Raw genomic sequence first — 21,969 nt, 5'->3', positions numbered from 1 at the left:
CCATAGTATAAAAATCCCCGGTCTATGCCGGGGATAACAGGATTAGATTGCCTGTTTTAAAGTGGAAAGAATGCTTTGACAGGTTTGTTGCCAGAAGTCCGTGTTATCTCGAAATGATTTGGTTACGAAAGTGAACATTTCCTGCCGCTTTTCTTGGTAATCTGCTGCATCCTTTTCAGGAAGGTTGGCCATGGATTCGTCAATAAACTGCTGAACCTCGGGAGCCCGCGGTCCCCACTTTGCCACCTCCTGGCCCTTACCATCGATAAAAATGAAAATCGGAATGGACCGTGCTTTTCCATTTGTTAAATATTGATCCATTAACTCCAAGTTTTGATCTCGAGCAAGTAGGCGTATGTCCATTTCCGACCGTTCGGCGAGATGAAACAAAATCGGTACATTCATCATGGCATCACCACACCAATCTTCTGTTAAGACGATGACACGGAGATTTTCTTTAGCAATCTTGTCAAAAAACGGTTCGTTTTCAGGTAAAGAAAAATGATCATATACGTACAACAAATTTTCTTTATGCTGCTGCATGGATTCAATATATTCATCTGGGCCGATACCTTTTTGATACCATTTTTCTAAATTCACTACGATCACTCCTAATTTTTTCGATTAAAATGGATTCTAGCTTCACAACATTTAGTGTTTTCCCAAATTTTTGGTATCATTAACCTATGTGATAAAGGAGGAACTACATATGGAACAAAATAGACAACAATTTTTAATGGAGTTGCTGCGGACGCCATCTCCGTCCAGTATGGAAATGAACATTCAAAAAAAATGGATTGACTATGTCAAACCTTTTGCGGACAAAGTAATAACCGACAATGCGGGCAATGCAATCGGTGTTCTCAATCCGGATGCTGAATTCAAAATCCTCTTGGCGGGTCACTGTGATGAAATCGCACTCGTGATCAACCGGATTGATGAGCAGGGTTATCTTCACTTTGATAAAATGGGCGGTATCAATCCCAAAGCGGCCATTGGAATGAAAGTGACGGTATTAGGCTATGCACAGGAAATCACCGGAGTGATCGGTGTCAATGCCCAACATCATGGCGGTATCAAAGGTGATTTCGATTTAGAGGACTTGTTCATCGATTGTGGCGCCCGCTCGAAAGAAGAAATGGAAAAGTATGTTCAAATCGGTGATTTGGCCGTCTACAAAAGGGAGCCGGAAGTGCTGCTCGATCGATATGTATCCGGCCGCGGCCTGGATAATCGGACAGGTGCTTTCATGGTGGCAGAAGTACTTCGACGCCTGGCGGAGCAGCAAGTAAAAGTAGGGGTGTATGCAGCTAGTACAGTAAACGAGGAAACCAATATGGGTGGTGCTTATTTTGCTGCTGCCGGTATTGAACCCGATATGGCGATTGCCTGTGATGTAACTTTCGCGACCGATTACCCTGGTGTGAACAAAAATAAATATGGGGACGTTCAATTGGAAAAAGGGCCAGTCCTGGCAAAAGGAGCACCGATCAACATCAAAATCAATCAGTTGTTGGAGAGAGCAGCCCGTTCCCTGAACATGCGGGTGCAGTATGAATTGACACAACGTGCTACAGGCACTGATGCAGACAAAATGCGTCTTACTGGCCGAGGTGTTCCAGTTGGACTCGTTTCTCTTCCGCTAAGGTACATGCACTCACCGGTAGAAACAGTCAGCATTAAGGATATGGATGAAGAAATTGACTTACTGGTCAAGATGATTGCCGAGATGACCGGCAATGAAAGCTTAAATCCGCTGGAAGACTAATGGAACGTTTCTATTTGCAAATATGGGGATAGGTAGTATAATAAGAGTACTAAATAAATATCGATTCTATCTTCGGGGCAGGGTGAAATTCCCGACCGACGGTGAAGAGCTTGCTTATGCTCTAAGTCCGTGACCTGTTCGGCATACGCCGGATGGCTGACCTGGTGCAATTCCAGGACCGACAGTTACAGTCTGGATGGGAGAAGATACGGAACAGATAAGGCATGTTTAATACTGCCTTTATTCCCTCTGAACATAAACCCTGAAGCTTCAATAGCTTTAGGGTTTTTTAATGGTTTTCTTGATTCATAGGGATTCTGTTTCACCTTCATCGCCAGATAGGATTCGATGCAAAAGATGAAGGAGGAGAAGATATTGGCTACAACAACCAAGCAATCTTCACATTTATTAAAATTGATTATTTTGGCACTAATGGGTACTATTTCGATGATGTTGATGTTTTTGAATTTTCCTCTTCCGATGCTCCCGCAATATTTGAAGGTTGATTTCAGTGAAGTACCGGCATTGATTGCCGCTCTGATTTTTTCACCTGGAGCAGGAATTATAGTGGAAGCGGTCAAAAATATGCTTTATTTGATTTATACGGGTGCAGGTGATCCAATCGGCATTGCTTCTAATTTCCTCGCCGGTGTCCTGTTTATAGTTCCCGTATCCATGCTCTATCATAAGTTCAAAGGGGTAAAGAGTCTCGTTTCCGGACTAGTAACAGGCACGATCGTTATGGCAGTAGGGATGGGGGTATTGAATTATTTTGTCCTTCTGCCGGCTTATAGTTTGTTTATGGGTTGGGAATCGATGAGTGACCAGGTGAAATTGGTGACCGTAACAGGAGGTATCCTTCCCTTCAACGTGATCAAAGGAATCGTAATCGGAGTCCTTTTCGTGCCCCTGTTTATAAAGTTGAAGCCATGGTTGGAGAAAAAGAGGTTGGCCGTGTCTTAACATCCACAAAAAAGAGCATCTGCAGAAAGCAGATGCTCTTTTTGACTTTTTAATCGTTTCCCTCGACCTCCTCGACGAGATAACGTGCAGTTGGTTCTATCTCAAGACGCTCTTCCGGTATCGGTTTTCCTGATGATTCACTGAATCCGTAAGTGCCTTTGTCGATTTTATCCAGCGCATGTTCGACTTCGCTCAATCGTTGTCGTGCTTGTGAGTTGAGGGTGGCCGCCTTTTCCCGCTCGAACATCTCTGTTCCCAAGTCAGCCGGGTGATTGTCATAGTTGGTGAACTCTCCAATCGAGTCGTCCGGATATTCTTTATCCAGATTATAGCTGTCGGCATTTTGGCCGAGTTCTTCTTGTGCCTCTTTTTTCATCGTTTCCAATAATTGTTTATAGTGTGCAAGTTTTTCTTGATCCATATACTCTGCTCCTTTCTTACAGGTTCAGACAGGATAAGTGCTCCTCTGTTGTACCTTTCTGTCTTAGAAAGACACCACTTCATCGAGAATTTGGGTTAAGCATGTCGGTGGCACGCACGATGTAAATCAGGAGTTGCACCAAGATGTGTCGGATTAGCCTGTACTCCTTTAAACAGACACTTCACTTTTCTTCATTTTTCAAGGGTACGACTCCCACAGTACAGCGGGAAACAGATATTAGCCGCTCTTGTTCGTCCACAATCTTAATATCCCAAACCATGGTCGTCTTGCCGAGGTGAAAGGGGGTAGCCCTTCCGGTAACCATTCCGGTACGTTTGCTTTTTATATGGTTGGCATTGATTTCTATACCGAAAATCTGTTGTTTGTCTGCATCTATATTCAAAAAAGAAGCGATACTTGCTGCTGATTCTGCCAATGCAACGCTGGCCCCTCCATGTAAATAACCCATTGGCTGGTGCGTTTGTTTGTTTACCGGCATGGTTATTTCCACTAAATTCTTCTCCTGTGTGATTACCTGCATTCCAAGTGCTTCCATTAAAGTGTTTTCAAGATTCATATAGAACATCCTTTCTATCATATTTCCCCGGGCCGATAGGTTGAAACGTCCATTTTCTTCCTGGCTATCCCGGCATTACGTATTATGGAATAAAAAAACGACAAGTCGGCAGCTTGTCGTTTACTTCGGTGTGCTTAAAAATGAAATGGAATGAAATATTCAATCAGCAACGACAGTCCCAGCAGCAACCCGAAAAAGGTGTTTGTCTGCGCTGTTGCCTTCATAGCCGGCATCATTTCCAAATTAACGGTTTTTCCTTTAAAGCCTTTGACTGCACTTACCGCTTTTTTTGTTCCAAGCAGGGTGATGAAGGACCAAATAGGCAGAATTCCTGTAAATACATAAACTGCCATCAACAAATAACTGATAATAAATAAGGAAGCAAGCAGTATCACCGCATTTTTTCTGCCGATTAAAATAGCGATTGTTTTTCTGCCGTTTTCCTTGTCACCTTCCAAATCCCTGATGTTATTAGAAAGCATGATCGTGCCGATAAAGATGGCTACAGGAATGGAAATCCATACAACGGAGCCGGTTACTTCCATCGTTTGAATAAAGTAACTAATACCGATAATGACTGTACCCATGAAAAAACCGGCAATCAATTCCCCAAAAGGGGTGTATGCGATGGGATAAGGTCCGCCTGTGTATAAATAACCGCACAGCATGGAAAGGATTCCGATTGCGGCAATCCACCAGCTGGATTCCAGGCAAATATAGACACCGAGCAGGATGGCTACGGCGAAGAAACTTAACGCCAAGCGTAGCACTGTCTGAGGAGCGACTCCGTCCCGAACAATCGTGCCGCCGATTCCGACGGATTTTTCGTTGTCCAACCCTCTGACAAAATCATAGTATTCATTGAACATATTGGTTGCCGCCTGGATAAGCATGGAAGCCAGCAGCATTGCTGCAAATAACCAAAAATTAACAGAAGCATCCAGCAGTGCTGCCATTGTACCGACAAAAACAGGTACAAACGAAGCGGTAAGGGTATGTGGCCGTAACAGACGCCACCAGACTTGAAACCCTGCTTTTTCATTGAGCGCACTGCTGACTGCGTTTTTATCAAGGGATTGCATATGGTTCTCTCCTTACGTATGCCTTCAAATCGTTGTATATCATATTAAGTTTAGGGAAACGACGGGACGGTGTCAATTATCTATTATAATAATTTAATAGGAATTAGTGGCAATTGTTGAGAAACGAACAAAAAGGGAATAAAATAGATAGTGGTTCGCAAGTCTGTATTACAGGCTTGAATACTTGCTTTTATAGCTTAAAAGTTATATTTTTTATTAATGTGCGCCTAAGTAATGGGCGACTAGATACCGGAGACGACTATCCTGTCGAGGGACAGGTGGTCACTCCTGTTCTTATCAATCTTTTTATTGGAAGAAATAATCATATACTTTCTCCCTATTGTATTGGAGGGTATCATACATGATCCAAACAGAATTGAAAGAATTGGGACTTGCTGTTGAGGAAGCAGTGACTGCCGCCAGGTCAAAACAGGATTCCCAATTATTAAGTTTTACCGAGCCGGTGCCTGCAATCGATCCGATTTCTTTTTTTGCCAACGGTTTTTCTTTTGATGGCGGACGTATTTTTTGGGGGAATGCTGCGGGTAGTCTCATGCTGGCAGGGGCAGGGGAGGCCTGCGCCTTAACTGCTTCCGGAAATAATCGATTTGAACAAATGGAAAGTAAGTGGAAGAAAATAATCCAGGAAGCGATCATCCATAATCCCCAACGTAAACCGGGGACAGGGCCAATTGCCTTTGGTGGATTCTCTTTTGATCCTGCGAAACCTGTCACTTCCTTGTGGAAGTCTTTTCCCGACAGCAAGCTTCGAATACCCGCTTACTTGCTGACAGTGGTAAACGGAAAACATTATTTAACGAGCAATATCGTTGTTAATCAGGACGACAGGTCAGCTGATATTGAACAGCGCTTGGAGAAAGAGAGACGCTTGCTTTTGTCTGCTACTACATTGCCTGATGGTCCTTTTGTTTCATCAAAGAGTGAAGTAGAACCCTTAGCATGGAAGCAGCTCGTACGTCAGGCGACGGAAACGATCAAGCAAGGGGGAACCGAAAAAATCGTGCTTGCCCGTGAGCTTCGCGTTCAATTTTCGGACAAGGCAAATGTGGCGCCGGTTTTAAATGCATTAACAGACTCCCAGACGAATAGTTACATTTTTGCCTTTGAAAACGGCGACGATTGTTTTTTAGGTGCTACACCGGAACGCTTGGTGAAGATAGAGGATAAAAAGTTACTGTCTACGTGTCTAGCCGGCACTGCGCCCCGGGGAATAACGGAAGCAGAAGATAATCGGATCGGCCAACAGCTACTGACCGATAAAAAAAACCGCAGTGAACATCAGTTTGTGGTGGAAATGATCAAGAAAGCCGTATCCGCATGTTGTGAACAGGTCCGGGTTCCCGATGAGCCAGTTTTATATCCGTTGAAAAATTTGCAGCATCTCTATACACCTGTAGAGGCGGTTCTCCATGACGGCTATACCATACTCGATATTGTGAAACAGCTCCATCCGACGCCTGCGTTGGGCGGGTTGCCAAGCGAAGAGTCGGTAGCATTCATCCGTGAACACGAACATCTGGATCGCGGCTGGTACGGTGCACCGATTGGCTGGCTTGATGCCTTCCAAAACGGGGAATTCGCCGTTGCTATTCGCTCGGCGCTGATTCAGGGTGATCATGCTTCTCTATTTGCCGGATGCGGTGTTGTCAAAGATTCAAACCCTGAAGAGGAATATCAGGAAACAAATATAAAATTCACACCGATCCTGTCTGTTTTAGGAGGGCAATCATGAGTTATACCGAGGCATTGACCAGATATACTGCTAACTTTGTTGATGAACTTTATCATAGCGGACTGAGAGATGTAGTTGTTTCACCCGGATCTCGCTCCACGCCCCTCGCTGTCACTTTCGCTGAACACCCACATATCAAACATTGGGTGAACATGGATGAGCGCTCGGCGGCCTACTTTGCTCTCGGTATGGCCAAGCAGCAAAATAAACCCGTTGCTATGGTTTGTACATCCGGGACAGCAGCGGCCAATTATTTTCCTGCGATTGTAGAAGCGTACTACAGTCGTGTTCCCCTGCTCGTACTGACGGCGGATCGTCCACACGAACTTCGGGATGTAGGGGCACCGCAGGCAATTGAGCAAATCGAGATGTTTGGAAAATACGCCAAATGGTTTCAGGAAATGGCACTTCCAGAGGAGGCACCTGGCATGCTGCAATATGCACGAAGCAAAGCGGCCAGAGCTTTTCATACAGCCTCAGAGGGGAATCCCGGTCCAGTACATCTGAATTTTCCATTCCGTGAACCTTTAATGCCTGATTTTTCGTTGAATAATCTATGGAGGGGCAGCAATGGAAAATCCCATCATCCGACATTTTCCGGGGAGAAAAGATTGGAGCCACACCAACTTGACAAGCTGGTAGAACGTCTGGCTATGCACCAAAAGGGTTTGCTTGTCTGCGGTCCTCAATTCGATCCGGATTTGGCGGAAGCTGTTTGCGATTTAGCAGAAAAGTGGAAGCTTCCCGTGCTCGCCGATCCGTTGTCCCAGTTGAGAGCCGGTCAGCATGACAAAGTGAATGTAATGGAAAGCTATGATGCCATACTGAAAAGCAAGCAAGTCAGGGATCGAATAGAACCGGACTTTATTATCCGTTTTGGTGCCATGCCTGTTTCCAAGCCGTATTTGCTGTTTGTCAAAGAACACCCGGATATCGAACATTTTGTGGTAGAACCGCATCAAGGTTACCGTGAGCCTGCTGGCACTCCTGCACAATTCATATATGCCGATCCAATCCACCTCTGTCAGGATTTATCGCTTCATGGAACAGCCCCCTCCTACAATCAACAATGGCTTGAAACCTGGAGGGAAATGAACAAAATGGCCAAAGCACAGCTTCTTGAGGAAAAAAGAGAACAATTCTCTTTGACCGAGGGACATACGGTGAAGCAGCTGGCAGATGCTGCCCCGGAGCAAAGTACGATTTATGTAGGCAACAGTATGCCCATCCGTGATATGGATACATTTTTTATGTCTACGCCGAAATCAATCCGGGTACTAGGCAATAGAGGAGCAAACGGTATTGATGGCACCACTTCCTCAGCACTTGGTGCAGCGTCCCGAGGGGAAAAAGTGACGCTCTTATTAGGTGATGTAACCTTTTTCCATGATCTCAACGGGTTGATGGCGGCCAAGCAATATCATCTCAATTTAACAGTGGTATTAATCAACAACAACGGTGGAGGGATTTTTTCGTTCTTGCCACAGGCAGGGCAGACCAGCCACTTCGAGACCATTTTCGGCACCCCGTTAGACATTGATTTTAAACACGCAAGCTCGCTGTATGAAGGGAAGTACACCAAGCCGGAAACCTGGAGCGACTTGCGGCAGGCCTTGACTGATAGTTACCGCTATGAGGGATTGTCTATTATTGAAGTACAAACGAATCGGCAGGAAAATGTGGAATGGCATCGAGAAAAGTGGAAGGAAATCGAACATCGTTTGCTAGATTATCTTGGCGGGTGATAAAGATGCATTATACAATCGGCAGTAAACAATATTGGTTAGAAGAAGTTGGCAGCGGTCCCCCTTTGCTACTGCTGCACGGTTTTACCGGAAGCAGTGAAAGCTGGCAGGATTTTGCTGAAAAGTGGAAGGATGGGTTTCGGGTATTGCTGCTCGATTTGCCTGGGCACGGAAAGACGAAAACACAAGGCCCTATCCGGATGGAGGATTTCTGTGAGGACTTGGAACAACTCCTGAACCAGCTTTCTATTTCAAAGGTTAATTTACTTGGTTACTCACTAGGTGGAAGGGCGGCATTGTCTTTTGCGGTATTGAAACCTGAGCGAGTTCAGTCACTGATCCTGGAAAGTGCATCTCCTGGTCTCGGTTCGCCTGACGAACAACTTGCAAGGAAGACAAAAGACGAGGCACTGGCCGAAAGAATCCTGGGAGAAGGTGTGCCTCGGTTTGTGGACTATTGGGAGAACCTTCCTCTATTTGAGTCGCAAAATAAACTTCCAGATTCAATCAAAAATCGGATCCGTCAGGAAAGATTAAGTCATACACAGCGAGGCCTTGCCGATTCGCTAATCGGGATGGGGACGGGTGCGCAGCCATCCTGGTGGGGAGAACTGGGTGACATTCGCTTGCCGGTTTTACTTCTTGCGGGAGAAATAGATCAGAAGTTCGTCGACATTGCGGAAGAGATGCACCAGAGCATACTGTCCAGCGAGTTAAAAATAATTCCGTTATCTGGGCATGCAATTCATGTGGAGCAACCACAAAAATTTGATACAATAGTACATGAATTCTTGTTGAATAATGTCTAAAGGAAGCTGATGAGTCAGGTGAATTCGAGAATTATTTTTATGGTGCTTCTATGAAGACTCCCCGAAGAGCTCTTAGCTTCCCGACAGCAAGAACTAAAACAATTTTGAATGGAGGGTATCCCTATGGCAATTGAGTGGGTTACAGAAAGGGAATACGAAGATATTCTTTACGAATCTTATAATGGAATTGCAAAAATTACGATTAACCGTCCAGAAGTGCGCAATGCATTCCGTCCGGAAACAACAAATGAATTGATAGACGCGTTTACCCGGGCACGTGACAACTCCAATATTGGTGTTATTGTCCTTGCTGGTGCAGGTGATGAAGCTTTTTGTGCAGGAGGAGACCAGAAAGTCCGCGGTCACGGCGGTTACGTTGGTGAGGATCAAATTCCCCGCCTGAATGTGCTGGATTTACAGCGCCTGATCCGTGTTATTCCAAAACCGGTAGTAGCAATGGTTTCCGGTTATGCAATCGGGGGCGGCCATGTCCTACATGTTGTGTGTGATTTGACGATTGCTGCCGATAATGCGGTGTTCGGACAAACAGGTCCTAAGGTTGGAAGTTTCGATGCCGGTTATGGCGCTGGTCTTCTGGCTAGAATTGTCGGTCACAAAAAGGCAAGGGAAATCTGGTACTTGTGCCGTCAGTACAGTGCAAAAGAGGCCGAGGACATGGGCTTGGTCAACACTGTAGTGCCATTGGATAAGCTCGAAGAGGAAACCGTACAATGGTGCCAGGAAATGCTGGAAAAATCACCGACTGCTCTGCGTTTCTTAAAAGCTTCTTTCAACGCTGATACAGATGGCTTGGCTGGATTGCAACAAATGGGCGGCGATGCGACATTGCTGTATTACACAACAGATGAGGCGAAGGAAGGAAGAGACGCCTTTAAGGAAAAGCGTAAACCGGACTTCAAACAATTTCCGCGTTTCCCTTAATTAGAACTGGGACAAACGCATAATGACAAAACCGAACGGTGAATCGAAAAAAATATTCGAACTCGTTCGGTTTTTTAATATTATGATAACTTAACTTTTTTCCAAGAATAATGGAATTCGACAATCCGGCAGATACTTCGCTTTCCATGGACACGGCTGCAGCTAACGGCTAATAGTTGCTTCTGGACATTTTACTTCTTTTCACTTTAGGATAATGGATAAGGACCATAATCTAAATGAATCAAAAGAAAGATGGTCTAATCCAGTTACTTAGAAAGGATGAAGAAATTGAGAGTTCTAGTTGTCGGAGCAAACGGACAAATCGGAAAACATCTTATTACGATTATGCAGAATAACTCGAGCCTGGAAGCAAAGGCCATGATCCGAAAACAGGAACAGGCAGCATTCTTTGAAAACCTTAATGCTGAAACAGAAGTGGTGGATTTAGAACAGGATATAGAGACGATTGCCAAGGCTGCGGAAGGAATCGATGCTATCGTCTTTACTGCGGGTTCAGGACCACACACTGGAAAAGATAAAACGATTATGGTGGACTTGGATGGAGCGGTTAAAACCATTGAAGCAGCCAAATCTGCTGGCGTGAAACGATTTATTATGATCAGCTCGTTTGATACTAGGCGAGAGGCTATACAGGCGGCTCCTTCCTCGTTTGCCCCCTATGTTGCAGCAAAACATTACGCAGACGAGTGGTTAAAGCGCACAGACCTGGATTACACCATTATTCATCCTGGTGCATTGACAAACGATCAAGGAACAGGGAATGTGAAAGCAGCAACCGAAGTGGAAAGAGGAGAAGTTCCACGAGAGGACGTGGCAAGCGTTATCGCTGCCAGCTTGGAGAATGACTCGACAATCGGGAAAGAATTTCAAGTAGTGACTGGTACTACTCCGATTAAGGAAGCAATCAGCTCCTTATAGCGTGCAGCTGCAGCTGCCAGTCTGCTTCAATCTAACCATGAGAAAAGGGCTGCGGTTGCAGCCCTTTTTAACTAATCTTGTATGCACAAAAAATATAAACTACACAGTAACTGTAATGGGAAATTCCATTGCCTATTCAAAAAGCGTGTTAACCAACGCTTCGGCAGCAAACTTCGCTTTCCGCGGGCACGGCTTCAGCTAACTTGGTAAAGAAAACCGCTTTCCCAAGTGGATCTTCAGCTCGCGCTTTTCCCACTGGAGTCTGCATATGCTCCCTGCGCTAAGCAACATGCTGAAAATCGTAAACTTAGAAACTTTATCTTTTAGACTCAACAAGCTAGCTTGAAAACGGTTGTCAGGATATGTATGCTTCTTTTCATACAAAGCCAGTTGGGACTCCGTCTTTTCACGTTCTCTTGGACTTTCTGCTTGTTTTCCCAGCTATGTCTTTTGATAAGACGGTCCATAGAGCACCAAGTGGCTAAAAATGTCTAGTACCCTCGGTTTATAAACGGGAAGCTGTTCCTAGTGAAGGGAAAATCCGAAAACTCCAGCGGGAGGATAGGCCTCGGAGAGCGTTAGCTTGAGGAGGCTCACCAGCCGCCCGCGGAAAGCGCAGGGTATTTCCGCAGCGCCGAACTCCCACTCAATAAACGTAGGAAGTTAGAAAGACGGATTCCAATTATGTTGTGGTTTCTATCAAGTTCGACAATTATCGCAGCAGGCAACATGTTAAAAAGCTTCGGGTATCATTTTAAATCCTTCAATCACGGTATCTTCTTCTACTTCGATCATGATACAGCGCTTGCCATTGAAATTTACTTGTCTAACGTATCGCAAATCTTCCGGGCTGATTGAAATGTTTGCCACTTTCGTATTGATTTTTATCGATTTCGATTTATATTTTGGCAGGATACTACTCGCTTTCAGTTCGTATTTCTCATCATCGATAACATGATGAAAAGCAGCTTCAACCTTTTCTGTATTCACATCGTCGACTCCGCTCATTTTTAATACCCGTTCAACATCCCGATAGTCTAGCGTTGGTGTTTCTTCTTCTTCATTGTCTTCCATTACGCGGTTAATTTCCTCATAGACATTGGCAAGTGTGGACGTATTCAGCTGATCACCCGTTACGTCCTTTACAATTTCCTCGAAGACGGTTTTGTCCTCTTTGGCAGTGATGGTTTCTTGCGCATTCAACACTTCTTCTACAAAGCTAGGGTCTGGTTCATTCACTTTGCCTGCTGAATAAAGAATGTGGTTGACATCTGCAGCATTATCCGTGATACAAGGAAACAAGAATCCTGCCATCGGAGCGTTCAGGTTGATGATCGGATCGACGACGACATTGTATTTGAATTCCTTTTCGACATAATCAAAAAGTAGCTCTTTCTTTGGATCCTGGGTTCTGTTGATGCTGCAAAGAATAAACGGATTGGAAAAAACGGTATCCCGTTCACTTTCTTCCGACTCCTCGTTCTGGCGCTTCATCGGTTTTAAATATTCTGCTTTGATAAAAGTAATGACGATGTCCATTTCGTATTGTTTATTGTTCAGCATTTTCTCAACGATAAGCAGCATTTGTTGTTTCCAATTTTCTACTTCGCTGCTTAGCAAGCCCTGATGCAAAATAAGCTGGCTGCTGTTTTCTATATCACGTTCGAATTTAAGCTCGAATAGTTTTTCGTCCAGTTGACCAGTAAGTAATTTTTTGAAATTGTTCATGAATAATTCCTGCTGGTCCTGTTCCAGCATTTCAAAAGGCTGGCTTTGATGATGATAAATTTCACTTGATTCCTTCATAATATAAACATTGAATATATCTGATACTTTCAGTAAATCATTGTCTACTTTAAATTGTTTGCGGATAGCAGCGACATCTTTTTTGTTCATAGATAAATCCACCCCTGTGTGTATAATTGGCAAAATCAAGAAGCATGAGAAAGTGGAGAGTAAATAGTAGGTTATACCATTTCATTTACTCTCCACCGGTTTAATATCTATTTATTTTAACATAAGGCGGTAAATAGCACGTATTGAAATTATTACTTTATTGTCTGAGGCTCAACGAACTTTTGAATGACCATGCTTTTCTTTTTTTTCGTTGTTCGATAAAATTGTGACATACTAGTTATCAGGTTTTTAAAGAAAGGATTCGAACATCATGACAGAAGTTATACCTCATTGGCTCGATAAACAAGCCGATTTGTCACCAGATAAAACAGCAATTGAAACATCGGATGGAGAAGAGCTGACGTTTCAACAGCTGCGTGATAAAAGCAGGTCCTTGGCGAAGAAAATGGCTGCTTCCGGTGTCCAGGAAGGAAATCATGTCGCTTTATTGGCTGCGAATTCTTCGGATATGGCGGCTGCCATTCATGCTTTGTCCTATCTTGGAGCAGTCGCTGTTTTATTGAACGTCCGTCTTTCTGCTGCGGAACTGGCTTATCAATTAAACGATGCAGAGGTTTCGTGCCTGCTATATGATGATGGCCATACTGAGCTTGCCCTTTCTGCTGTCGACCAAGCTGATTGTCCCGACTTCCGCAGTTTTCGAGAAATCATCGAACAAACGGAAACAACTGTTGCTTTGCAAGAAGAATTAGTGTTGAATAAGCTGTTTACGATTATTTATACTTCTGGAACTACTGGTTTTCCAAAGGGCGTGGAGCATACTTACGGTAATCATTGGTGGAGTGCGGTATCTTCGGCACTCAATCTCGGATTGAGCAAAAACGATAAATGGCTGGCTTCCCTGCCGCTGTTTCATGTCGGAGGTCTATCGCTGTTAGTGAAAAGCGTCGTGTATGGCATGCCCGTTTATTTGATGAAAAAATTTGATATCGACCTTGCTCATCGAGCGATCATTTCAGAAAATGTCACCATTGTATCCGTGGTAGCAGTGATGCTTGAACGGCTAATCAACAAGTTGGCTGGCGGTCGCTATCCGGATTCCTTCCGCTGTATGCTTTTAGGAGGTGGTCCGGCACCGGAGCCACTGTTGGAAAAGGCAAGGTTACATGAGATACCAGTTTTTCAAACGTATGGCATGACAGAAACTTCTTCGCAAATTGTCACCCTTAGCCCAGACTATGCCTTATCCAAGCTCGGTTCAGCCGGAAAACCGCTGGTTCCTGCACAATTGAAAATCATGCTGGAGGGAAATCCCGCTCCTGATGGAACGGTCGGAGAAATAGTTGTCAAAGGACCGATGGTGACGAAAGGTTATTATAAAAATGACTCAGCCAACGATAAATCATTCCATGATGGGTGGCTGGCCACCGGTGACCTGGGGAAATTGGATGAAGATGGTTTTCTTTATGTGATGGACAGACGGAAGGATTTGATTATTTCTGGTGGCGAAAACATTTACCCAGCTGAAATCGAGAGCGTTCTCGCTGGGATGGACGGGGTGAAGGAAGCAGGTGTCATCGGCAGAGAGGATGATCAATGGGGGCAGGTACCCGTTGTTTTCATTGTTGCATCCCATACGGATTTAACCAAGGAGAAAGTTTTCGACTATTGTAGGGAACGCCTGGCAAAATTCAAGGTGCCGAAACATGTTTACTTTATCGCTGAACTGCCACGCAATGCATCAAATAAGCTTGTCAGGCATAAGCTTGTTGATTTGTTGGGAGAATATGAATCTTAAGAAGGGGTTGGGATATGGGACAGGAAAGTATTTCAATACGACAGATTGAGGAAAGAGACCTGGAAACGTTGTGGAAATTAGCGTACAGCGAGAAGTCTCCCGAATGGAAAAAGTGGGATGCTCCCTATTTTGCCCATCGACAGACTTCCCTGGATGAGTACTTGGATAAAAAGGATCAATTGATTAGCCAGGATGAACGCTGGATTATAACCGTAGATGATAAGTTGATCGGTATGGTCAGCTATTATTGGGAGCATAAGCCCTCGCTTTGGCTGGAAATGGGGATTGTCATCTATCAGCCGCAGTATTGGAGCGGTGGATATGGGACGGAAGCCCTGCGGCTGTGGATCAATCATTTGTTTCAAACCATGCCGCTGGTCCGTGTCGGTTATACTACCTGGTCTGGAAATCAGCGGATGGTAAAAGTCGGGGAAAAGCTCGGCATGACAATGGAAGCAAAGCTAAGGAAGTGCCGGTATTATAATGGAAAGTTTTATGATTCTATCCGAATGGGCATGCTTCGGGAGGAATGGGAATCCAATCCGATTTTCCACTGAATATGCTCAAACTCCTCAGGCTTTGTGACCGCCGATTTTATGTGTACGGTCAAGGGTCACACCTAGATCTGTGAAGCTCGTGGCCCGCAGCAGGGAAGCGGATCCGTATTTTTTCCGGATGTGATCCATGACATAACCAAGGTCTTTTTGTTTGGATTTGTCCATGAACAAATCCAGCTGGGTTTCCTCATCATTTGCTAAGTTATCCAGGGTGACGAACACTCGGCGGATTTTGCTGACACCATCATAAAATTCACGGAATAACTGCATGCATACTTTGTATATTTCTATGGTGATGTTCGTCGGAAGTGCAACAGAGCGGGATCTGCTGAATCCCCCGCCGCTTTCCTGGGAATAACCGATGCCGAGGTGGACTGTTCTGCCGGCCTGGCCTGCAGTCCTTGCTCTTCGGCACACTTCCTCACACAAATCAAGAATGCAGGCGAAAACTTCGTCCCCCCGGTAATCTCGCAGCAATGTAATTCCGTGGCCGAATCCCTTTTGCTCCTGCTTTTGAAAATCGCCGGTGACAGGGCTTAAATCCACTCCCCAGGCGTGCCAATATAATTGCTCTCCCATAATGCCAAATCGTTTCTTAAGCCGCTCCAGAGGGAAATCTGCCAGTTGACCAAGTGTGACAATGCCCATTCGATTTAAATTACGCATCATCCGCTTTCCGATCCCCCAAATTTTTTCAATCGGTATCGGCCATAGCTTTTTTTCTACATCTTCATACCGACACTCGGCAATTCCTTCCTCCTTGGCGTATAAATCCATGACAACCTTCGCCAAAAATTTATTATCTCCAATGCCAATTGAACAGGTCAATCCCATTGTCTCCTGCAATTCTGTTTTGATCATCCGGGCGACTTGCCAGCAGTCTCCATATAATTTTTCCAGACCGTTCACTGTCACCCATAGTTCATCAACGGAATATTGATGGATTGCTTCTTTCGGGACGTATTGATTGACCAGCTTGGTGATCTCCATGGAGACTTGCAAATAATCGCCCATCTTCGCTTCTACGACATGGATATCCGGGTCATCTGGAAGCTCGAAATAGCGGCTGACATTTTTAATTCCGTGTTTTTTCTTCAAGGAAGGGGAGGCTGCGAGGATGATACTCCCCGATCGCTTTTTGTCGCCTACGACTGCCAGCATATCCTGCATGGGATCCAAATTGCGTTTCATACATTCTACGCTGGCATAAAAAGACCGCATATCGATACAAAGCACATTATTTCTAGGAAGCTTTAAGTTTGTCGGCAGCATGTAATCCCCCCTTTAAAGAACGTACGTTCGTTTTGTGTATAATATAACCCAGCTAAAAGGATTTAAACAGCGTTAATTTATTCCAGACCGCTTCAAGTATGTCTGTCTTTGTATAGAAGACAGGCAGAGTGCGAACAATGCTGAAAAAGGCGAAGGTATGAAAATCCCTTTTCAATTAGCACAGCGAGACGATAAAAGAAGCAGGTAAACAGAAAAAACTATATAAACAAACCGTATTTTTTGGTAAACTTACATTGCTGCAATTGAAAGGCAAGGAGAATCAAGATGAACATATTTTCGCGATTATTTAAAGCAAGTCACCTATCGACAATCCGTTTGATTGTTTTATTTTATTTAATGACTGTCCTTATATCGACCCTTTTGTTAGGCATGCCGTTTTTTCATCAGGGTGGCTTCAGCATATCCTTTATTGATTTAGTGTTTACAGCAGTAAGTGCGGTAAGTGTAACTGGTCTTACCGTTGTTTCCACTGCGGAAACATTTAATGCTGCAGGTAAACTTGCATTGACGGTGGTGCTTCAGTTCGGCGGCATCGGGATTATGACTTTGGGGACATTTATCTGGATTTTGTTGGGGAAAAAAATCGGCCTGCGGGGCAGACAACTGATTCAGATTGATCAAAACAGAACCACATTATCCGGTTTGGTAAAATTAATGCTCAAGATATTGAAAATCATTGTGACCATCGAAGTTATTGGTACCATTATATTAAGCACTTATTTTCTATCCTATTTTGATACATGGCAGGAAGCGTTACTGCAAGGTTTTTTTGCATCGGTGAGTGCCACGACCAATGCAGGATTCGATATTACCGGAGCATCCCTGATTCCTTTTGCGGATGATTATTTTGTTCAGTTTGTCAATATCGTCTTGCTGATTTTGGGTGCAATCGGCTTTCCTGTATTGATTGAAGTACAAGAATTAATAAGAGGACACCAGTCGGAGATAAATCAAAAGTATACATTTTCCCTGTTTTCCAAGCTGACGACGTTGACATTTTTCGCATTGGTTTTGGCGGGGTGGCTATTGATCTTTGTACTGGAGCGAAACGCTTTTCTGGCGGATAAGATCTGGCATGAAAAAATTTTCTACAGTCTCTTCCAATCAGTCACTACGAGAAATGGAGGGCTGGCTACCATGGATGTAGCAGACTTCACGTCACCGACTCTGGTAGTGATTTGTGTTCTGATGTTCATTGGCGCTTCCCCGAGTAGTGTCGGCGGGGGGATCCGGACAACAACTTTTGCGATCATGCTGTTGGCAATTTACAATTATGGAAAAGGGAACACCAGTATAAAAGTGTTCGGAAGAGAACTTGATCAGGAAGATGTAATGCGGTCTTTCATTGTCATTACAACAGCGGCAATGCTTTGCTTAAGCGCCATTATCATACTGACATACCTGGAGCCGTTTCCGTTAATTTCGATAGCCTTTGAAGTGTGTTCGGCATTTGGTACAACCGGTTTGTCGATGGGAATTACTCCCGATTTATCGACGGGGGGAAAGATTATCATCATTTTCCTTATGTTCATCGGAAGAATAGGAATATTCTCCTTCCTGTTCTTACTGAGAGGTCGCGTGACAAAAGATATTTATCACTATCCGAAAGAACGGGTCATTATCGGTTAAGTGAGGTTGGAGAAAGAAAAAGAGCAGGACAATAACTGGACCAAATCGCATGGCGGTTTGGTCTTTATTGAAGGCTTGCCCGTCCGAAAGTATTTAATTATCTTTATGGAATAGATTTTAAACATTATGCCTTAATAAAAGAATCCAAAAACACCTTCTACATCTTCTTGTTTGAGGTATTGGCACAAAAATAAATGAGAACAATTATCAAAATCATTGACGCCGGCCCCTAAAGCAAATAAACTGGTAATAGAGTAAAAACGATTAGGGAACGCCTATTTTCGTTTGAATAGCTTTTAAGCCATCGCTCGTAAGGGAGAGATTGCGAAATGGAAACATTGACAGCAAAGGATTTGACTCTCGGATACGGAGAGGAAATAATCATTGATGATTTAAATATAACCATTCCTAAAGGGGAAATTACAGTCTTTATTGGTGGAAATGGCTGCGGAAAATCGACACTATTGCGCTCGATGGCAAGGTTGTTGAAGCCGAAAGAAGGCGGCGTTATTCTTCATGGCGAGGAAATTGCCAAGATGCCGACAAAAGAGGTTGCCAGAAAGCTGGCAATCTTACCGCAAAGCCCTGTCAGTCCGGAAGGCTTGTCGGTTCTGGACCTGGTAAAGCAAGGAAGACATCCATACAAGGGTATGTTTAAGAAATGGTCAAAAGATGATGACCAGGCTGTTGAGGAAGCGTTACAGGCGACCAACATGAAAGAACTGCAGGATCGATCTGTCGACTCTTTATCCGGCGGTCAAAGGCAAAGAGCTTGGATTGCCATGACGCTAGCCCAAAAGACAGATACCATATTATTGGATGAACCAACTACTTATTTGGATATGACTCATCAAATCGAGATTCTTGATTTATTGTTTGAATTGAATGAGCGGGATGGACGCACTGTCGTAATGGTATTGCATGATTTGAACTTGGCTTGCCGTTACGCACATCATATTGTCGCTATCAAAGATAAACAAGTGTATGCGCAGGGGAGACCTGAAGAAATCATCAGCTGCAACATGGTACATGACGTGTTCAATATGAAGTGTGATGTGACCTATGATCCGATGTTCGGAACGCCTATGTGCATTCCGCATGGAAGAGGCCGCTGTTTGATTAAAAGTGCTGTGGAAGAAGCAAGACAGGCCCGTAAAGCAGAATCGCTTGTATAAATGACTGGCTCACTGATTTTATCAGTGGGTTTTTTTTATGAAAAATTTGTCTCGTCGGGTACTGAGGTTATTTTTGTTTCCAGTTTGCTGTTTAAATAACTGCCTAAGATTTCATCCAATTCATCTTTGGGACAGCCTTCAAAAACTTCCAGTAGATCATCGTGATCCATTTGTTCCAAGACAGAGTGTATAAATACTTCTAAAAATTCCTTTTCCTCGAAGTGTCGTAAATATAATTCAAAAAGGTTGTCTGCGAATTTCATGTGAACCTTTCCTTTCTAAGCTTGTTTGTAACTTACCTTATGCAGAAAGATGAAAAAGTTGTTCATAAATTCCTGCAAATAGCGAAAATTAAAGGGTAGGAGGGTGAAAGATGGAAAAGAAAAGATACTTTGTCAACATAGGTACTTTGGAAATTTCGCAGGTACAGTCAGGGAATAACAATGATTTCACGATTATCGCCACGGATGAAGAAGTTTTCCAGTTAAGAGAAATTTTCGATGAGATGTACAATTCCGATATTACTGCCTTTTTTCGCACCCATTTGCCAATACCTTACCATAAAGATTCGGCCAATGACCGGTATGACACAGGTATTGTGTCAGCTTTTCAAATGCTTCATGATTTAGGCGATGAAAAAACAAAAAGCCATATCAATAGCATGCACATCCTTCCTGAATAGATTTTTGTGCATATAAGCGTGTAGAAATGGCCTGAGCGTCCATGGATACGCAGTTCAAACGCACCGATTCAGTTCCACCGTGTCGAAGTGGGGGGTTATCTTTTCATGCGGGAACCCTTGCTTTCATCGATTTGATAATCCGAAAAATAAGACCTTGCCCGTTGGCGGGGCAAGGTCTAACAGCTTACATGGGATTTTCCATTTCGACCGCGGTGTCGGTTACCTCCTTAGGAATTTCAATCTTATCCAATTCATTAAAATTACGGTAGGTGGATTCCATTTTCTGAGAGAGATTGGTTGTTGTTCCGTTCTCTTCTATATCGAGGTCCATATCCACCGTCATCGCTTCCGGATAATACGTATCCTTGCTGACTGTAATGGTGTAATCCAGTTTGTTAATTTTCATGTTATCGAATACTTCCGCTGTAATCTCACCTTCCGGCAGGCTGTTCAATTGCTCTTTCAGCAGCTGATCAAATCCTTCTCCAGATGCGCTTAATGAGAGGATGTAACGGTTGTCTGTCTCCTCTATGCTGAAATCCTCTGCATACTTTTCCAATTGTTTTAATTGACCGGATGGGTTTTGTTGTTGCTGAACTGTCGCCAAGTTCAATTGATCCATCAGCTCTTTCGGTCCTTTCATCCATTGCCCTTGTTGTGGGTCTTTGAAAAACATTCCTTCTTCGGTATAGTACATTTCCACTTCCTGACCGATTACATCCATGGTTTGGTAAAATGCAAGCGGTTCTAACTGGATTTTAGCGTTAATAGTGGTCGAAATCGGTGGTATTTCTATTCCTCCACCTTCCATTTGCTGATTAACTTTTGCTTCCATTTCAAAATTTTCCAACTCTTCGGAAGCTGCGAGTGTCTGCTGGTAAATATCTTCGAGTTCTGCTTTTTCATCCGCACTACAGGCAGTCATTAAAAGTACTAAGAAAAGCAAGCTGCACATAGGAAAAAAGGTTTTTTTCAAAAATATCTCTCCTCTTTGAGACTCTTTTCGTATCGGTTGTTGGCTAAATAGTCCTTACAGTGGGTATAAACTGCGCATGAGGCTCTCTTTTGTCCTTGGCTGGAAAGGTGTAGTCCAGCCCTGCAGAAAGCGAATGTGTTATCGAAGCGTTGATTAACTCTCTTTTGAAACAGGTAAATGAACTTCCTGCTAAGTTAGTTTACAGTTTATAACTTGAACCTAAAACAAACAACCTTTAGAAAACAGTCTTTAAAAATAATGGCCCGTTCCACGTAAAACAGTGTGCAACAGGTGATTAAATCGGTTCACTTACCATACGTTTAGGAGAAACAAAAGGTTTCAACTAAAATTCAATTTCTGTAATGGTTTAAAAAAAGGGGAATAAAGGTATAAAACACTATCGAGCATGTTGAACATAAAGGGGGGGAGGACCACATGAAAAACAAAGCAGTTGCACTCCTGGCGATGTGTGTACTTATTTTGATTATACCAGTACTTATTTTATCCGGGCAGACTGGGCATGGAGAGATTGCTACAGCGGATAACTCTGAACAAGTCAGTCAGGAAAATGTGACTTCTGACACGAATGAAGCGGCAAGCAGGCTTTCTCACGCACAACTTGTTTCCCTAACGGAGAAATTTATGGATTTGCTTGTACAAGAGACCGATGAAAACTACCGGGTGATGGCATACAGCTCCATCAATGAATTAACAGACACATTTACCAAGATAGCCAAACCAAGTGTCGCAAAAAAATATATTGATTATTATTATGAGGAAAAAGAGGATGGATTATATCTTTTACCGGCCGAAACACCGCCATGGTTTCAAAGTGGGGCTGAATATGAGATGATAGAATCAGGAGATGGAACAGTTAAAGTCGTTCAGGACAACCAGACTGATTTGCACGGGAGCTATACGTTAGAGCTTGAATTAACTTTTGACGACAGCTGGAAGATCACTGATACGAAGCATTCTTGACATTCAAGTTCTAAAAGGCAGT

Annotated in this window: 21 protein-coding genes and 1 riboswitch; of the genes, 13 read left to right on the top strand and 8 right to left on the bottom strand. The window is 43.7% G+C overall.

Translation table 11 applies throughout. The annotated features are described in order from the left end of the window. Nucleotides 1-42: 42 nt before the first annotated feature. Nucleotides 43-600: a thioredoxin family protein gene (locus tag BLR82_RS07125; protein ID WP_074598348.1), complete on the bottom strand. Its 558-nt coding sequence runs from the start codon at nucleotides 598-600 to the stop codon at nucleotides 43-45. A gap of 109 nt (nucleotides 601-709) precedes the next feature. Here BLR82_RS07125 and BLR82_RS07120 point away from each other — a divergent pair, with 109 nt between their 5' ends. Together BLR82_RS07120 and BLR82_RS07115 are read left to right on the top strand one after the other, a co-directional pair. Next, on the top strand, nucleotides 710-1,768 hold the full coding sequence (locus tag BLR82_RS07120) for a M20/M25/M40 family metallo-hydrolase (RefSeq protein ID WP_074598347.1): 1,059 nt from the start codon (nucleotides 710-712) through the stop codon (nucleotides 1,766-1,768). A gap of 64 nt (nucleotides 1,769-1,832) precedes the next feature. Further along, nucleotides 1,833-1,980: riboswitch (FMN riboswitch) on the top strand. A 163-nt stretch (nucleotides 1,981-2,143) separates the two neighbouring features. Then, on the top strand, nucleotides 2,144-2,731 hold the full coding sequence (locus BLR82_RS07115; protein WP_281242165.1) for an ECF transporter S component: 588 nt from the start codon (nucleotides 2,144-2,146) through the stop codon (nucleotides 2,729-2,731). A 49-nt stretch (nucleotides 2,732-2,780) separates the two neighbouring features. Here the strand turns inward: BLR82_RS07115 and BLR82_RS07110 are convergent, their stop codons facing one another. The 3 genes from BLR82_RS07110 to BLR82_RS07100 form a co-directional block, all read right to left on the bottom strand. Continuing rightward, nucleotides 2,781-3,152, bottom strand: coding sequence for a TraR/DksA C4-type zinc finger protein (locus tag BLR82_RS07110; RefSeq protein WP_074598345.1), 372 nt, complete (start codon nucleotides 3,150-3,152; stop codon nucleotides 2,781-2,783). 181 nt (nucleotides 3,153-3,333) lie between these two features. Further along, nucleotides 3,334-3,729, bottom strand: coding sequence for a hotdog fold thioesterase (locus tag BLR82_RS07105; RefSeq protein ID WP_074598344.1), 396 nt, complete (start codon nucleotides 3,727-3,729; stop codon nucleotides 3,334-3,336). 134 nt (nucleotides 3,730-3,863) lie between these two features. After that, nucleotides 3,864-4,811 (bottom strand): 1,4-dihydroxy-2-naphthoate polyprenyltransferase, encoded by a 948-nt coding sequence (locus tag BLR82_RS07100; protein ID WP_074598343.1) that lies wholly within the window; start codon nucleotides 4,809-4,811, stop codon nucleotides 3,864-3,866. 361 nt (nucleotides 4,812-5,172) lie between these two features. Between BLR82_RS07100 and BLR82_RS07095 the strand changes: the two genes are divergently transcribed. The 5 genes from BLR82_RS07095 to BLR82_RS07075 all read left to right on the top strand — a co-directional run bounded on the left by BLR82_RS07095 (nucleotide 5,173) and on the right by BLR82_RS07075 (nucleotide 10,999). Continuing rightward, the gene (locus BLR82_RS07095) at nucleotides 5,173-6,564 is read left to right on the top strand and encodes an isochorismate synthase (RefSeq protein WP_074598342.1); all 1,392 of its coding nucleotides are present in this window, start codon (nucleotides 5,173-5,175) and stop codon (nucleotides 6,562-6,564) included. Continuing rightward, entirely contained in the window at nucleotides 6,561-8,309 is a 1,749-nt protein-coding gene (gene menD, locus BLR82_RS07090; protein ID WP_074598341.1) for a 2-succinyl-5-enolpyruvyl-6-hydroxy-3-cyclohexene-1-carboxylic-acid synthase, read from the top strand. The genes BLR82_RS07095 and menD overlap by 4 nt, the downstream gene beginning before the upstream one ends. Then, entirely contained in the window at nucleotides 8,249-9,118 is an 870-nt protein-coding gene (gene menH, locus BLR82_RS07085; protein ID WP_342721338.1) for a 2-succinyl-6-hydroxy-2,4-cyclohexadiene-1-carboxylate synthase, read from the top strand. Before menD ends, menH begins: the two co-directional genes overlap by 61 nt. Nucleotides 9,119-9,241: 123 nt before the next feature. Next, entirely contained in the window at nucleotides 9,242-10,060 is an 819-nt protein-coding gene (gene menB, locus BLR82_RS07080; protein WP_074598339.1) for a 1,4-dihydroxy-2-naphthoyl-CoA synthase, read from the top strand. 279 nt (nucleotides 10,061-10,339) lie between these two features. Then, nucleotides 10,340-10,999 (top strand): SDR family oxidoreductase, encoded by a 660-nt coding sequence (locus BLR82_RS07075; protein WP_074598338.1) that lies wholly within the window; start codon nucleotides 10,340-10,342, stop codon nucleotides 10,997-10,999. A 732-nt stretch (nucleotides 11,000-11,731) separates the two neighbouring features. Here BLR82_RS07075 and BLR82_RS07070 read toward each other — a convergent pair. Further along, entirely contained in the window at nucleotides 11,732-12,895 is a 1,164-nt protein-coding gene (locus BLR82_RS07070) for a DUF4317 domain-containing protein (protein ID WP_074598337.1), read from the bottom strand. Between the two features lie 271 nt (nucleotides 12,896-13,166). Here BLR82_RS07070 and BLR82_RS07065 point away from each other — a divergent pair, with 271 nt between their 5' ends. Next, complete coding sequence (locus BLR82_RS07065; protein ID WP_074598336.1) at nucleotides 13,167-14,654, top strand: o-succinylbenzoate--CoA ligase; 1,488 nt, start codon at nucleotides 13,167-13,169, stop codon at nucleotides 14,652-14,654. Between the two features lie 14 nt (nucleotides 14,655-14,668). Beyond that, nucleotides 14,669-15,211 carry a GNAT family N-acetyltransferase gene (locus tag BLR82_RS07060; RefSeq protein WP_074598335.1) on the top strand — a complete coding sequence of 181 codons (543 nt, stop codon included), beginning with the start codon at nucleotides 14,669-14,671 and terminating at the stop codon, nucleotides 15,209-15,211. 15 nt (nucleotides 15,212-15,226) lie between these two features. On the opposite strand, the gene BLR82_RS07055 is transcribed toward BLR82_RS07060, so the two are convergent. Then, on the bottom strand, nucleotides 15,227-16,483 hold the full coding sequence (locus BLR82_RS07055) for a DNA polymerase IV (protein WP_074598334.1): 1,257 nt from the start codon (nucleotides 16,481-16,483) through the stop codon (nucleotides 15,227-15,229). Between the two features lie 285 nt (nucleotides 16,484-16,768). On the opposite strand from BLR82_RS07055, the gene BLR82_RS07050 reads away from it, so the two are divergent. Both BLR82_RS07050 and BLR82_RS07045 read left to right on the top strand, forming a co-directional pair. Then, nucleotides 16,769-18,133, top strand: a complete 1,365-nt coding sequence (locus BLR82_RS07050) for a TrkH family potassium uptake protein (RefSeq protein ID WP_074598333.1) — start codon at nucleotides 16,769-16,771, stop codon at nucleotides 18,131-18,133. A gap of 329 nt (nucleotides 18,134-18,462) precedes the next feature. Next, complete coding sequence (locus BLR82_RS07045) at nucleotides 18,463-19,308, top strand: ABC transporter ATP-binding protein (protein ID WP_074598332.1); 846 nt, start codon at nucleotides 18,463-18,465, stop codon at nucleotides 19,306-19,308. A gap of 35 nt (nucleotides 19,309-19,343) precedes the next feature. Here BLR82_RS07045 and BLR82_RS07040 read toward each other — a convergent pair whose 3' ends face one another. Continuing rightward, nucleotides 19,344-19,571 carry a DUF6154 family protein gene (locus tag BLR82_RS07040; RefSeq protein WP_074598331.1) on the bottom strand — a complete coding sequence of 76 codons (228 nt, stop codon included), beginning with the start codon at nucleotides 19,569-19,571 and terminating at the stop codon, nucleotides 19,344-19,346. Nucleotides 19,572-19,681: 110 nt separating this feature from the next. Here BLR82_RS07040 and BLR82_RS07035 point away from each other — a divergent pair, with 110 nt between their 5' ends. After that, nucleotides 19,682-19,990, top strand: a complete 309-nt coding sequence (locus tag BLR82_RS07035; RefSeq protein ID WP_074598330.1) for a hydrolase — start codon at nucleotides 19,682-19,684, stop codon at nucleotides 19,988-19,990. Nucleotides 19,991-20,174: 184 nt separating this feature from the next. Here the strand turns inward: BLR82_RS07035 and BLR82_RS07030 are convergent, their stop codons facing one another. Next, the gene (locus BLR82_RS07030) at nucleotides 20,175-20,966 is read right to left on the bottom strand and encodes a DUF6612 family protein (protein ID WP_074598329.1); all 792 of its coding nucleotides are present in this window, start codon (nucleotides 20,964-20,966) and stop codon (nucleotides 20,175-20,177) included. A gap of 435 nt (nucleotides 20,967-21,401) precedes the next feature. On the opposite strand from BLR82_RS07030, the gene BLR82_RS07025 reads away from it, so the two are divergent. Next, nucleotides 21,402-21,947 carry a hypothetical protein gene (locus BLR82_RS07025; protein ID WP_074598328.1) on the top strand — a complete coding sequence of 182 codons (546 nt, stop codon included), beginning with the start codon at nucleotides 21,402-21,404 and terminating at the stop codon, nucleotides 21,945-21,947. The last annotated feature ends 22 nt before the right edge of the window (nucleotides 21,948-21,969 follow it).

This window comes from Sediminibacillus halophilus (assembly GCF_900103695.1).
Classification (GTDB): Bacteria; Bacillota; Bacilli; order Bacillales; family Amphibacillaceae; genus Sediminibacillus; species Sediminibacillus halophilus.
This window is presented reverse-complemented; position numbering and strand designations above follow the sequence as displayed.